This window comes from Archangium violaceum Cb vi76, from assembly GCF_000733295.1.
In the GTDB taxonomy this organism is placed as follows: domain Bacteria; phylum Myxococcota; class Myxococcia; order Myxococcales; family Myxococcaceae; genus Archangium; species Archangium violaceum.
Genome location: NZ_JPMI01000425.1, coordinates 1 through 13,743, shown reverse-complemented (window position 1 = coordinate 13,743; position 13,743 = coordinate 1). Strand labels below are relative to the sequence as shown.

Genomic DNA, 13,743 nt, shown 5'->3' with positions numbered 1-13,743 from the left:
GGATGCACTTCCCGTGGGGCTTCCGCGATCATCTACGGGGCGAGCTCGACGAGCAGGTCCCGGCTGAATGGCTGGCTCATCGTGGTGGGCGCTCGGGCGCACGGGATGTCCACCGTGGACTCGAGCGCGCCCCCGGTGAAGGTCACCTCTCCGGTGCAGGAGGCGGTCGCCGCGTCCGCGTCGTCGAAGACGTACTTCAGTGCCAGGGGCCCGCTGAAGGTGTAGCTGCCGTACCGCGCCACGTCCTGGGTCTGCCGGACCGTGAGGCGGATGACCCGGCGGGCGCTGTCGTAACTCCAGGTGCTCGCGAGCTTCGGCCAGCCCCTGCCGTACACCCACTCCTTGAAGAAGGGAGTGAAGTCCACCGCGCTCTCGGCGTTGAGCAGGGCGAGCAACTGGGTGGTGCTGTACGGCTTGAAGCGCGTGGCCGCGTAGAACCTCTTCATGAACGCGGCGAAGGCGGACTCACCGAGCTGGAGGCGGATCATCTGCCAGATCCAGGGTCCCTTCACGTAGGGCGCGGCGAAGGAGGCCCGGGTGGTCTCGCCGGGGACCTCCTCGGGGTGGCGTGACCAGCGGAGCGCGTCGTCATCGTAGCGGGCGGGTGACTTGAAGATCGCCGCCTTCATCCGGTCCAGCTCCGCCTGGAACGCGCTCCTGCCACCGAGCACGCCGAGCGCCTCGGCCGTGTAGAAGGACGCGAGACTCTCGTTGAGCCAGAACTCCTCCCAGCTCGACTGGTGGGCGCTGTCCCCCCACCAGTGGTGGAGCATCTCGTGGATGACGAGCTTGTTCCCGTGGCCCTCCGCATCGGGCCCCTCGGTGCGGGTGTCGGCGATGGACACCACCGTGGCGTGCTCCATGCCGCCCAGGGCCGAGGGCACCTGCATCATCGCGTAGCGCTCGAAGGGGAAGGGCCCGAGTGCCTCGTTGAGGTACTTCATCGCCCCGAGCGTCCCGGTCCACCAGAGCGGGGGAACCGCGCTCTCCGCGGCCACCGGGTACATGTATGCCTCCACCTGGACCCCATCCACGGTGCCGATCGGGACGCGGGTGTAGTCCGAGGCGATGAAGTTCAGGGCGTAGGTGGGCACCGGCTGGCGCAGGAGGAAGGTGCGGCGGTGGGGCGTGTCCTCGGACTCCTGGACGAGCACGCCGTTGGCCTGGACGGGGAGGCCATTGTCGATGCTGACGCGGGCGATGGCGCGAGCGATGTCGCGGGGATGGTCATGGCTGGGAAGCCAGCGGCGCGTGTGGTGGGGCCACCCGAAGGTCTGCACGAGCGGGTGCCCCAGCTTGCCCTCCCGCCTCATGAGGCCCGTGAAGTAGAGGTCGTGCTTCCTGCCGGAGATGGGGTTGAGGGGCCCCTGATAGGCGACCGTGAGCACCTCGGAGGCGTTGGCCTCGAGCGGCGTTCCGAGCGTCACGGTGAGGGTGCCCGCGGTGGAGTCCTGGGTGAAGGCCAGCGCGGCACCGGAGCGGCTCTTCACCGAGGTGACCGTGTACGGTGTGTACGGTGCCGTGCCTCCCTCGACGGGGACCTCCACCGTCTTGCCCACGTCGAGGGTGAGGGTGGCCGTGCCGCCACGCGTGGCCACGAGGAAGATGCTCACCTGGCCGGAGAAGGTGCTCACAGCGGTGTCGACGTGCAGCGTGTAGTCGTAGAGCTGGACGTCATAGGCCAGCGCGGTGTCGATGGAGGCCTCGCGGCAGTAGCCGGTGGGTGCGTCGCAGACCTGGTTTTCCCAGCACAGGCCGGGCACCTCGTTGCAGTCGAGCTTCTGGGCGGCCACACACGCGCCGGTGCCCTGGTTGCAGAGCAGCCCCGGGCCGCAGGCATCGGCGAGGTTCTCCCGGCAGTCCATCAGGCACTGCCCGTTGGCGGCGCAGGTCGTGCCCGAGCCGCAGATGGACTCGGAGTGCCGGCAGTCGGAGGTGGCCTCGTCGGACCTCGTGCTTCGATGACAACCGGCGAGCAGCAGCAAGCCGCACAGCAGCAGGGAGAGGCGTCCTCTCATGCGTCGTTCCGCTCCAGGAAGGGGAGCGAACCATAGCGCATGCCGCTGGGGACTCTCCGGTCACGGTTGCACGGAGTGCGGCTCGCGTCGCTTCTTCTCGTGGGATTTCGCCGAGACCGGCATGTAACACTTGCCCTGGTGCTCGGCCTGGTTCTCGTAGCAGGGAGGGCGCTTCTCGAGTGCCACCCAGCACCCACCGTTGATCTCCACCTCGCCCGACTTGGGAAAGCAGGGCGCCTTGGCCTGGTCACTGAAAGGCCTGGCGGGCAGTGGATAGGTGATGGCCGGCACGTCAGAGGGGTCGAGGTCCACCAGCGTGGGAGCCTTGGGCTCGGTCATCGCCAATGCGCCGGCGCCAGTGCTGGCCCGCCCCTCGCTGCCGGGTGCGGTGGAATCCCCCAAGAGGCGTGGCAAGAGGAGCACGCAGAGGGCGAGCGCGGCGAGGCCAGCGACCAGGAGTCCGCGGGGTGAGCGCAGCAGCCGTTTCATGCGCCCCACCCACCGCTTCCAGGTGCTTACCGCGCCGCCCGTGAGATGGGCTCGGGCCTCTTCGTTCTTCTCCAGGCGCTCCACGGCGGAGGTGAGGAGGTCGAGCATGTTGGACAAATCGGGCAGTCGGCCCGAGGCAGGCGCCTGCTCCACCTCCAGCGCGAGATAGGGAGGCTCGGCTTGTGCGGTGGCGCGGACGCTCCAGGACTCCAGGTCCGCGTGGTCCGAGGGCATGACGATCAGGGCCGCGTTGCCCGTGTCGACATCATGGGCCGCGTAGAGCCGGCCCAGGTCCGTCCCCACATTCTTGTACCGTTTACCGAGGTGGAACGGTCCCAGGCGTCCGCCCTTCCAGGTCTTCTTTTCAGCCACGCTTGGACTCCTCCGTCATCCCACCGTTGTACCTCCCTGGGGCGCGGTGAGGGAGAGCGTTTCGTTTCACTCGTCACCGGTGACCAGTGGAATGCACCCGCTCCGTTTCACTCGTCACCGGTGACCAGTGGAATGCACCCGCTCCGTTTCACTCGTCACCGGTGACCAGTGGAATGCACCCGCTCCGTTTCACTCGTCACCGGTGACCAGTGGAATGCAATGAGTCCCGCTTCGTGGACTGTTCCCTCCGGGAGCTTGGACCCTCCTGTGAGGAGCGCTCACGCAAGTAGGCGGATTCCTGGAGCCATTCCCCTGGCCCGGTATGTGCCACGTGTCCGGCCTGCCGTGGTGAACCGCGGCGTCTTCACCTCTTCTCCACTTTTGAGGGGAATCATGGGAACGAACGCAAGCAGCAACCTCCTGACGTTGACGCTCGAGCAGGTGCGGGATGCCATTCTCGCTCACCTGAAGGAGGGCAACGCCGGGCACTACAACATCGGCCGCCTCTACAACTACGTCGTGGACAACAAGCTGGCGGAGCAGAAGAAGTACGAGAGCGCCCAGGTGTACTTCAACCAGCACATCCAGGAGCTCTCGCAGTCCACCCTGACCCGGTATGGCGCCGTGGCCCGGGAGTTCACCGAGGAGGCGTGCAGGACGCACGGCGTGACGAAGCTCTACACCCTGCGCGCCTACGCGAAGGAGGCCGACATCCAGCTCACGGCCGGAGACCCCGGCCTCACGCCCATCGAGGTGCCTCGGGAGGGCGGGAAGGTGGAGCGGAAGTCCTTCGCCGAGTGCAGCCTGGAGGAACTGCGGCAGGCGGCGAAGCACAAGCGCAAGCCGTCCCGCGCCACCATGCCCGCCACGGACGCCGCTCGCATCCAGTTCCTGCGGGACAGCTTCTCGCGGCATTTCGCCCAGGGGGGCCGGGTGCAGCTCAAGACGAGCACCCAGGGCGGCGAGACGCTCCTCACCATTCAGGGCGTGCCGTTGGCGCAGGTGGAGCGGCTCATGGAGGCGCTCCTGGATGGTTTCCAGCCCCAGCCCGTGCGCGCGGTGGGGTGAGGAGTGAATGCACTCCGGACTCCGGAGCTGAATACCGGAGTCTGGGCCTGGCTCACGGCTTGTAGCTCTGAATCCGTGACTCGGGCACGCGTCGGGCCAGGCGCTCCATGGTGCTGGCCACCTCGGTGAGGATGCGCTCCTTGTCGAGCGTGAGGTGGCGGCGCTCGCGCATGATGACGCGGCCATCCACCATGACGGTGTGCACGTCGCTGGCTCGTGCGCTGTACACCAGTCCGGCCGTGAGGTTGTGCGGCGGCTGCCAATGCGTACCCCTCGTGTCCACGAGGATGATGTCCGCCTGGTAGCCGGGCGCGAGCTTTCCAATCCGGTCCCCCATCCCGAGCGCCGCGGCGCTGCCCCGCGTGGCGATGTCGAGCGCTTCGGGAATGGGCATCACCTCGGGGTCCATCGCCTCGTGCTTCTGCATCATCGTCATGAGGCGCAGGCTCTCGAAGACATCGAGCGTGTTGTTGCTGACCGCGCCATCCGTCGCCAGGCCCACCGCGATTCCTGCCCTGCGCAAGGCCCGGATGGGGGTCATTCCCATCGCCAGCTTGAGATACGTCTTCGGGGCGTGGGCAATCCCCACGCTCGCGCGGTGTTTCTCCAGCAGCTCGATGTCCTGGGGCAGCAGGCCGCAGCCGTGGGCGATGAGCGTGGGCACGCCGAGCACCCCGGTGTCCTTGAGCACCTGGATGGGCGTCAGTCCCCGCTTCTCCAGGCTGGCGTTCGTCTGGTTCATCTCCTCGGCGGCGTGGATGTGGATGCCAATCCCCAGCCGGTTGGCGTGCCCGGCGGAGGCGCGCAGGAAGCCGTCATCACAGGTGTAGGGCGCATGCGGAGCCATGCAGGTGGTGATGCGGCCTCCGGCGCCGCCTCTCCAGCGCTCGGCGAAGGCGGCCGTCTCCGCGAGCACCTTGAGCCCATTGCTGCCGAACACCGCCCACCCCAGGTGCGCCCGGGTGCCGGCCTCCTCCACCGCCTGGGCCACCCGGTCCATGTGGAAGTAGTGGTCCGCCACCGTGGTGACGCCCCCCTCGATCATCTCGAGCAGGCCCAGTTGCGCGCCCCAGTACACATCCGCCTCGGTGAGGTTGCTCTCCAGGGGCCAGATGAACTCGTTGAACCAGCGCTCGATGGGCACGTCCTCGGCCAGCCCGCGGAAGAGCACCATGGGGACGTGGGCGTGCGTGTTGATGAGCCCGGGCATGGCGAGCATCCGCTGCCCCTCGAGCACGGTGACACCGGGCTCCAGGGGTCCACCGGTGGGACGGATCTCCGTGATGCGGCCGCCGCGCACGAGGATGTCCTGGTGGCGGGCGATGGTGAGCGTGCCGCTGGCGTCCGGTACGAGCGCGTGGCAATCGCGGATGCAGGTGTCCGTCATCGAGGGCCTCTCTTGTCCCGGTGCGTCAGGCCCCCGGAGGTCGCGGAGATTCGCGGGCCCGAGAGTATGCACTCGAAGGGGGGTTCATACCCGGTGTCAATGGCGGGTAGGGGGGGCCCCGGGTTAGATTGCGGCCGCCGTGCCCGAGAACTCCGCACCCCCTGATTCCGCCCTCGATGGGGGCGACCGCACCCTCATCCGCCCCTCGGCCCCCTCCACCCAGGAGCCCCCCTCCGGGCCGCTCTTCGCCGGGCGCTATGCCCTCGTGCGCATGCTCGGCCGGGGCGGCATGGGCACGGTGTACCAGGCCCGCGACAGCCTCGTGGGCGACGTGGTGGCCCTCAAGACGCTGGAGCTCGGCAAGGACGCCGGCCCGGATGCCCTCGAGCGCTTCACCCGAGAGGTCCGCCTCGCCCGCCGCATCACCCACCCCCACGTGGCGCGCATGCACGACCTGGGCACCCACGAGGGCCAGGCCTTCCTCACCATGGAGTTCGTCGAGGGCGAGGACCTGCGCGCGCTGCTCGCCCGGGAGCGTCCCCTGGCCCCCTCCCGCGCCGCCCGCATCGCCCTGGCCATCTGCGAGGGGCTGGCCGCGGCCCATGCCGCCGGCGTGGTGCACCGAGATCTCAAGCCGGCCAACATCCTCATCGAGTCCGGTGGCCGCGTCGTCCTCACCGACTTCGGCATCGCCCGGGCGGTGGCGGGGGAGGTCGCCTCGCGCACCCTGGGCACCGTGGGCACGCCCATGTACATGGCGCCGGAGCAGGTGTCCGGCGATCCGGTGGACGCGCGCGCGGACCTCTACGCGGTGGGATTGCTGCTGTATGAACTGCTCGCTGGCGAGGTCGCCCGTTCTCCGGGGACACCCCGTGGGCCGCCGCCATGGCCCGTCTGCGCCAGTCCCCTCCGGACCTGCGGCAGCGCGCCACCATCCCGTCGCCCCTCGCCGAGCTGGTGCACCGCTGCCTCGGCCGTGCGCCCGAGGAGCGGCCGGCGAGCGCGCTCGAGGTGGCCGGGGTGCTGCGGGACTGGCTCGTCAGCGTGGGGGAGCCCACCCTGTCGGGTCCGCCCACTCCGGGAGCGATGACGGGGGGACACACCCCCGCGCCCCTCACGTCGGCGTCCGCCACGCGCCACACGCCCCGCACCTCCACGCCGGTACCCAAACAGGGCGTGGCCATCCTCCCCCTGCGCTTCCAGGGCCCTCGTGACTCCGAGTACCTGGGCGACTCGCTGACCGAGGCCCTCATCGACCAGCTGTCCCGGGTGCGCGGGCTGCGCGTGCCCGGCACCGGGGTGACAGCGCGCTTCCGCAACGAGCGCGACCCGCGGACCGTGGGGCACGAGCTCGGGGTGGAGCTGGTCGTGGAGGGGACGGTGCAGAGCGCGGGTCCCTCGGTGCGTGTCTCCGTCCGGTTGCTGGAGGCGCAGTCCGGCACCCAGGTCTGGAGTGGCCGCTTCGAGTACGCCTCCACCGACGCCTTCGAGCTGCAGGACCGGTTGGTGCCGCGCATCGCCGAGGAGCTGCGGGGCGAGGCGGTCCTCTCGGCGTGGCGCGCGAGCACTCCGACCGAGGCCCTGGCGCTGTACCGCCAGGCCAATTCCCTGCTGCACGGAGCCTTCCGGGGTGGCCGGGACGGAGGCCCCCTGCTGCTGCTCGAGTCGTGTCTGGAGCAGGCGCCGGACTTCCTGCCGGCCGTGGCGCTCCATGCCATCGCGAGCCTGCGCGCGTTGTTCATGGGCGTGAAGGACCCCCAGCGGGACTCCGCCGCGCTCGCTCGCGCCAGCGTGGAGCGGGCCCTGCGGCTGGCTCCGGAGCAGGCCGACACGCAGCTGGCCCGGGCGATGCTCGCCGCCCAGTTGGATGACTGGCACACGGCGGTGACGTCCCTCCGCACGGCCCTGGACATCGCGCCCTGTCATGCCCCCACGCTGCAATACCTGGGCAGCCTCCAGTGTGAGGCGGGCCGCGCGGACGAGGGGCTCGTGCGGCTGCGCCTGGCCTACGATTTGTCGCCCACGCTGGTGTCGTCGCTGTTCGAGCTCGCCCGCTGCAGCGCGCTGCGCGGACAGATGGAGGACTACCGGTGGGCGATGGAGCGGCTGACCGCGTCGCCGCTGCACAGGACCGCGGCGGAGTCGCTGCGGGTCCGCGTCGCGGGGTGGACCCGGAACATGGAGGAGCTGCGGCGCAGCAAGGCCGTGGCCGCCACGGATCCGGATTACATCGCCACCATGGTGGGCCGCTATGCCAGCGCGGTGCTGGGAGAGGTAGATGTGCTCGAGCTGATCCCCATGTTCGATGAGGCACTCTCCCAGACGAACAGTCCGCGCTTCGCCTCCCTGCTGTGCCAGCTCACGGCCGAGGTCATGGGCCTCTGTGGCCAGCCGGAGGTGGGGTTGAAGTACTTCCGGCGGGCCGCGGAGACGGCGCTCATCGACCTGGAGTGGATCGATCGCTGTCCGGCGATCGAGCCCCTCCGGTCGTTGCCGGGTTTCGCCGAGGGGCGGCTCCAGGTGCGCGCCCGCGTCGAGGCCATCTGGCACGCGTCAGTCGCGTAAGGGAGCGCTCACGCCGGCTCCGCCTCGAACGGGCCGCGCAGTCCCGAGCGGAAGAGGAGCAGGAAGAGGGTGGTGGGGATGGCGCAGAGGATGACCACGGGCACCGTGAGCTCTCCGCCCACCGGCTCGCCGAGCAGGATGGCGGCGACGAACAGCCACACCAGCCCGCAGGCGGTCAGGCCGATGCCGCCCAGGCCCAGCTTGAGCCAGGAGAAGAAGGTGCGCTGGGGCTCGCGGGGCGGACGGGGGGCCAGCGGCACGTGCGCGACGCCTGGTTCCGCGGAGAGGGTGGTGGGACCCACGCCTCCCACGGCCACCCGGGCGGGCTCCTCCATCTGGAGTGACTCCTCCACCACGAAGCGCCGGGTCACCAGCGAGGTGCCCAGGAGGATCTGCTCCCGCTGGAGCCCCTTGTAGAGGCCGCGGCCCCAGCCCACGGAGATCAGCAGCGCCGGCAGCGCGAGGAGGGCGAAGCCCGTCCCCGTCATCAGGAAGGCGTCATAGGCGCCGTGCAGGAGGACGGCCCAACCCAGTCCGGCGGCCAGCAGTCCGAAGCGCTGGGCCTCGTCCTGGGCGAACCGGGCCCGGCCCAGGAAGGCGCCCATGACGACTCCGGTGAAGCCATGTTGTGGCACGGCGGTGAGGGCGCGCAGCACCGCCACCCCCAGGCCCCCGTCCCCCACGTAGAGGATGTTCTCCAGCGTGGCGAAGCCGAGCGACGCGGTGGCGCCGTACACCACGCCGTCCAGCGGCTCGTCGAAGGCCGGCTTGTTCCACACGTACCAGCGCAGCACCAGGTACTTGAAGAGCTCCTCGGGGATGGCCGCGCCGAGGAAGGCGCGCACCAGCGCGGTGCTCCACACGTCCGTCTCCCACTGCCGTCCCAGCGACTCCAGCCAGATGGCCACCGGCACCACCGGCACGCAGATGGCCGCTCCCAGGAGGAACGTCTTGAGCAGGAGGCCTCGCGGCTCCGGGTTCCTGTCCCTGGCGTAGACGTACCAGAGCAACAGCAGGGAGGGGACGACCGCCGAGCCTCCCAGCATCAGCAGCGTGGACATGGCTCCACCGTAACAGAGCCTCCGTGCCCGCCGCACCGGCCCGCTTCCGCTCTCTGGGCGTGTGGGGCCTTTTCCCTGGGTGCGCGAGCCCTCGAGGAATCCCTCCGCGGCGTTTCACCCCCTACCTTCGCCCGCTGTACCGGGTTACCCTGATGTCCATCACCTCGCCCGCCCGGTGCCGGAAGGGAGTTCATGGACACGCCTGTCACCGTTCAGTCGTTGCAGCTCGGTACAGACGAGGAGCTGCAGTGGCGCTTGTCGCTGATTTCGCCGGACGATCTCATGCGGGGGCTCTTCCACAACAGCCTGCTGGACCTGGTGCGGCGGCTCGAGGGTGACGAGGCGGTCAAGCAGTGCCTGGAGGTGTGTGGCGAGGCGCGTTTCCTGGACTTCTTCAACTACGCCCACCACACGTACATCAAGCTGCTCTACGCGGCGGCACGGCGGATGAGTGAGCGGTTCGGCGGCTTCGAGCGGGCGATGTGGGAGATTGGTTACGAGGGGGGGATGTCCTTCTATGCGTCGGCGGCGGGCAAGGTGCTCATCCTGATGGCGCAGGGGGACCCGAGGCGGCTGCTCAGCAACATCCCCACGGGCATGCAGACGGCCTCCAAGCACGTGGAGCTCAAGGTGACGCTGACGGGGCCGCGGAGCGGTGTGCTCGTCAAGCACGAGGTGATGCCCCGGTTGCACACCGAGGGCGGGCTCCAGGCGATGTGCGAGGTGGCGAAGGTGAAGGGCGCCAGGGTGACCTCGCGCCCGCTGAGCCCCACCGACAACGAGTACGAGGTGACGTGGGACTGAAGGGGAGGGGGGCTGGGCAACCCGGCCCGACTTCCGCTATGGGGCGGGATGTGATGAGAACCGTCCTGTTGCTGCTGTCCGCGCTGCTCGCCACGGGCTGCGGGTTGACCACCCAGGTGCGCCCGGTGCCTCGTGGTGCCGTGCAGGTGGAGGGCGCCCTGGGCGGGCCCCTCGTGAACCTGGGGCCGGTGATTCCCGTGCCGCTGAGCGCCGTGGGGGCCCGCTATGGCGTGGCCGAGCGTGTCGACGTGGCGGCCCATGTGCACCTCACCTCGCTCACCTTTGGTGTGGCGGGCCTGGACGTGGGAGGCAGCTGGCTGGCGCTCGCGCAGGACGGCGCGGTGCCGGCCCTCTCCCTGGGTGGACGCCTCTATGGCTTCACCAGCGTGCTGGCCTCGCGGCAGGCCCCTCCGCGTGCCTACCTCGAGGTGTCGCCCACCGTCAGCTACCTGCTGGGCGGGCGTTTCCTCTCCTATGCCTCGGCCACCGGCCTGGTGCAGCTGGCGGGCGGGCCGCCCCTGCTGTCACTGGCGGTGGGCGAGGAGGTGCGGCTGGCCTCGTGGGGCGTGCAGTTGGAGCTGCGCTGGTACCAGCCGGATTACGCCACCCGCTTCAACGCGGCCAACTGGCAGGGGGTGGGCGGCATGGGCGCGCTGGGCGCCTTGCTGGGGGTGCGCTACCGCTTCGGAGGGGACGAGGAATGAGCCGCCGTCTGCTGGCAGTCGGGTTGTTGAGCGCCGGGGTGGGCGTGGGGGCCTGTTATGACCTGGACCCCTTCCTCTACAGCCGCACGCGCGTGGACCATTACACGCTGCCCGCCGAGGGCGACACGCCCGAGGAGACGGTGTCTCCCGAGCAGATAGAGCCGGTGGAGCTCGTGGTGGACGGGCAGGTGCGGTTGGGGGCCGCGTATGTGAAGTCCACGCAGCAGCCGCCCCGCGCCTACGTCCTCTACTTCCACGGCATCTGCTGCAATCTGAACCAACACATCTCCCGGCCCAAGGGCCTGGCCAACCTCGGCTACGACGTGCTCGTCTTCGACTACCGGGGCTGGGGTACCTCCACCGACGTGCAGCCCTCCGAGCCGGGCCTGCTCGCGGACAGCCAGGCGGCGCTCGCGTGGCTCTCCGCGCGCTCCGGCGTGTCGGCGGACCGCATCGTCTATTACGGGCGCTCCTTTGGTACGGCGGTGGCCTCCCAGCTCGCGGCCCACCAGCCGCCCGCGGCGCTCATCCTCGAGTCTCCCTTCAGCTCCGTGCAGGGGCTGGTGCGCGACTCCAGCAACATGGACCTCCCCGGGGGCTTCTTCTCCAAGGGCTCCTGGGACACCGAGGGCCGCGTGGCCTCGCTCCAGGGCGTGCCCCTGCTGCTGCTGCACGGCACCGCCGACGATTTCATCCGCCCCGAGTTTTCCCAGCACCTCTACTCCGTGGCCCACGAGCCCAAGCAGCTCGTCCTCGTGGAGGGCGCGGACCATGACACCGTCCCCCAGCGCATGGGGCGGGTGGACTACGCACGTACCTTGGGCGCCTTTCTGGAAGGCACGCGCACCCGTCCCTGAACGACACCCCACACTCCACGGTTCCAACGCGTCATCAAGGCGATAGTCCGGCTTCCCCCGGATGGCGTCTTGAAAGCCTGTTTCTATTATCAAGGCACTCCCGTTGGAAAAACACGTTTGCCCGTCTTGCCCTGGACGTCTGGTTCAGGAGCGGGAGTGCTGGCCATGCGTCTGTGCAGAGGGGGTGGGATGTTTATGTATCCGTATAGACATACGAGAATGGGAAGCGGCATCCGCAATGGGGTGCTGTTGGCGTTGAGCGTGCTGTGGGTGGCGGCATGCGGTGGCGAGTCGCCGCTGGAGGCGGAGAGCGCGAGCCCGGCGCCGGTGGCGCCCACGGCGGTGAGCACGCGTCCCCAGGGCGTGGGCAGCACGAACAAGGTGCTCATCCTGTCCAGCACGGTGACGTCCGGCATCAACAGCGTGGAGGCGGTGGCCGCGCGGAGCCTGGGCTATACGGTGGACGTCGTTTCCTCCGCCGCCTGGGCCGCGAAGAGCTCGGCGGACTTCGCGGGCTATCGCGCCATCATCCTGGGGGATGCCACGTGCAGCAGCAGCCTGAGCCTCATCAACGCGGCGGTGAGCAGCCGCGGCACCTGGGGCCCCGTGGTGGATGGCAACGTGCTCGTCATGGGCACGGATCCCGTGTTCCACGGCAAGGATCTGGTCACCCGGAACGCCGTCCGGTTCGCCGCCGCGCAGGAGGGCAAGACGGGTGCCTATATCAATCTGAGTTGCTACTACCACGACTCCGCACCCGGGACGCCGGTGCGGGTGCTGGAGCCGTTTGGCGCCTTCACCGTGACGGGCGTGGGTTGCTACGACGACGCCCACATCGTGGCCACGCACGACGCCCTGTCGGGCCTGACGGACGGCCTGCTCTCCAACTGGGTCTGCTCCGTGCACGAGGCCTTCGACAGCTACCCGGAGGCCAACTTCACCCCGCTCGTCATCGCGAGGGACCCCGTGTACGGCGCGCGCCTGCCGGGCTCGAAGGACTTCGCGGATGGTTCGCGTGGCGTGCCCTACATCCTCGCGCGGGGGGCCGTCCCCGTGCGCTGCGGCGACGGCGTGCTGCAGTACCCCGAGGAGTGTGACACCGGTGCCAGCAATGGAGTGCCGGGCACGGCCTGCTCGTCCGTGTGCCGCCTGCACTGGTGCGGTGACGGCACGGTGGATCCGGGCGAGCAGTGCGACACCGGCGCGGCCAATGGCACCGGCGCGTGCAGCGCGTCCTGCCGCTCCGTCGCCGTCAGCCGTGCTCCGGTGGCGAAGTGCAGGGAGCTGACCCTGACGGCCGACAGCACCTCTTGCTCCGCGACGGGCTCCATCGATGACGGCTCGTATGATCCGGATGGCGACCTGGTGGGCTGCACCCAGTCTCCGTCCGTCTTCGGACAGGGCGAAACCACCACCACGCTCCGTTGCAGGGACGCGACGGGCCTGGAGTCCACCTGTACGGCGAAGGTGACCGTCGTCGACATCACGGCTCCGTCCATCTCCTGCCCGGAGAACGTGCTGGCCGAGTGCGTCGATGGCGGTGCCGAGGTGGATCCGGGCGTGGCGTCCGGAGCCGACACCTGCGGCCCGGTGACCCATTCGAGCAGCCCGGGGGCGGGGCGCTTCCCGGTGGGCAGCACCACCGTGACGCACACCGTGGCGGACGCCTACAGCAACACCGCTACCTGCACCAGCCGCGTGACGGTGGCCGATACCCAGGCTCCCGAGGTGGCGGTGGTGGGCTATGACTCGATGACGGTCGAGTGCGGCAAGCCCTACGTGGATCCGGGCGCGGCGGCCTTCGACGGCTGCTACGGTGACCTGAGCCACACGGTGACGGTGTCCGGCTCCGTCAACATCCGCGTGGCGGGCACGTACACCCTCACCTATACGGCGAAGGACGCGGCCGGCAACGTGGGCACCGCGACCCGTACGGTCACGGTCGTCCCGGGTGCCTCCGGCACGTGTGAGGACCGCCACGGCGGGTGGATCCTCACGGGCAGCATGGCCCTGCCGAGGATGCTGCACACCGCCACCCTGCTGGACGATGGCCGGGTGCTGGTGGCCGGTGGCTTCAACACCACCTCGGAGCTGTACGATTCAGTGACCAAGACCTGGTCCGCCACGGGCAACACGCTGGGTGCGCACCGCGGTCATACCGCCACGAAGCTTCAGGATGGCCGGGTGCTCATCGCGGGCGGCGGCGTGTGCCCCATCACCAGCACCACCGCCGAGCTGTACGTCCCGGCCCTGGGCAAGTGGAAGCCCGCGGGTGCCCTCAACACCCAGCGCTACCACCACACCGCCGTCCTGCTGCCCAACGGCAAGGTGCTCGTGGCTGGTGGCCGCACCGGTGAGTTCGACAGCGGCACGCTGGCTTCCGCCGAGCTGTATGACCCGGCCACCAACACCTGGTCC

General features: G+C 69.6%; 10 protein-coding genes. 6 read left to right on the top strand and 4 right to left on the bottom strand.

Annotated features, from left to right (window positions below):
* Nucleotides 1-32 precede the first annotated feature (32 nt).
* Both Q664_RS50865 and Q664_RS50860 read right to left on the bottom strand, forming a co-directional pair.
* Nucleotides 33-2,018, bottom strand: a complete 1,986-nt coding sequence (locus Q664_RS50865) for a M1 family metallopeptidase (protein ID WP_043414710.1) — start codon at nt 2,016-2,018, stop codon at nt 33-35.
* Between the two features lie 60 nt (nt 2,019-2,078).
* A complete protein-coding gene (locus Q664_RS50860; RefSeq protein WP_043414708.1) occupies nt 2,079-2,879 on the bottom strand; it encodes a hypothetical protein in 801 nt (266 codons plus the stop codon).
* A 393-nt stretch (nt 2,880-3,272) separates the two neighbouring features.
* Between Q664_RS50860 and Q664_RS50855 the strand changes: the two genes are divergently transcribed.
* Nucleotides 3,273-3,947, top strand: a complete 675-nt coding sequence (locus Q664_RS50855) for a hypothetical protein (protein WP_043414705.1) — start codon at nt 3,273-3,275, stop codon at nt 3,945-3,947.
* Between the two features lie 52 nt (nt 3,948-3,999).
* Here the strand turns inward: Q664_RS50855 and Q664_RS50850 are convergent, their stop codons facing one another.
* On the bottom strand, nt 4,000-5,334 hold the full coding sequence (locus tag Q664_RS50850; RefSeq protein WP_043414703.1) for an amidohydrolase: 1,335 nt from the start codon (nt 5,332-5,334) through the stop codon (nt 4,000-4,002).
* Nucleotides 5,335-5,473: 139 nt separating this feature from the next.
* On the opposite strand from Q664_RS50850, the gene Q664_RS61975 reads away from it, so the two are divergent.
* Nucleotides 5,474-6,424 (top strand): serine/threonine-protein kinase, encoded by a 951-nt coding sequence (locus Q664_RS61975; RefSeq protein ID WP_235217198.1) that lies wholly within the window; start codon nt 5,474-5,476, stop codon nt 6,422-6,424.
* Between the two features lie 1,483 nt (nt 6,425-7,907).
* On the opposite strand, the gene Q664_RS53955 is transcribed toward Q664_RS61975, so the two are convergent.
* Complete coding sequence (locus Q664_RS53955) at nt 7,908-8,960, bottom strand: PrsW family intramembrane metalloprotease (protein ID WP_052519741.1); 1,053 nt, start codon at nt 8,958-8,960, stop codon at nt 7,908-7,910.
* Between the two features lie 192 nt (nt 8,961-9,152).
* On the opposite strand from Q664_RS53955, the gene Q664_RS50835 reads away from it, so the two are divergent.
* The 4 genes from Q664_RS50835 to Q664_RS50820 all read left to right on the top strand — a co-directional run.
* Nucleotides 9,153-9,764 carry a TIGR02265 family protein gene (locus tag Q664_RS50835; RefSeq protein ID WP_052519740.1) on the top strand — a complete coding sequence of 204 codons (612 nt, stop codon included), beginning with the start codon at nt 9,153-9,155 and terminating at the stop codon, nt 9,762-9,764.
* A 53-nt stretch (nt 9,765-9,817) separates the two neighbouring features.
* On the top strand, nt 9,818-10,468 hold the full coding sequence (locus Q664_RS50830) for a hypothetical protein (RefSeq protein WP_152622851.1): 651 nt from the start codon (nt 9,818-9,820) through the stop codon (nt 10,466-10,468).
* On the top strand, nt 10,465-11,325 hold the full coding sequence (locus Q664_RS53950) for an alpha/beta hydrolase (protein ID WP_152622850.1): 861 nt from the start codon (nt 10,465-10,467) through the stop codon (nt 11,323-11,325). The genes Q664_RS50830 and Q664_RS53950 overlap by 4 nt, the downstream gene beginning before the upstream one ends.
* A gap of 219 nt (nt 11,326-11,544) precedes the next feature.
* On the top strand, nt 11,545-13,743 hold a 2,199-nt coding region (locus Q664_RS50820), incomplete at its 3' end, for an immunoglobulin-like domain-containing protein (RefSeq protein WP_043414698.1).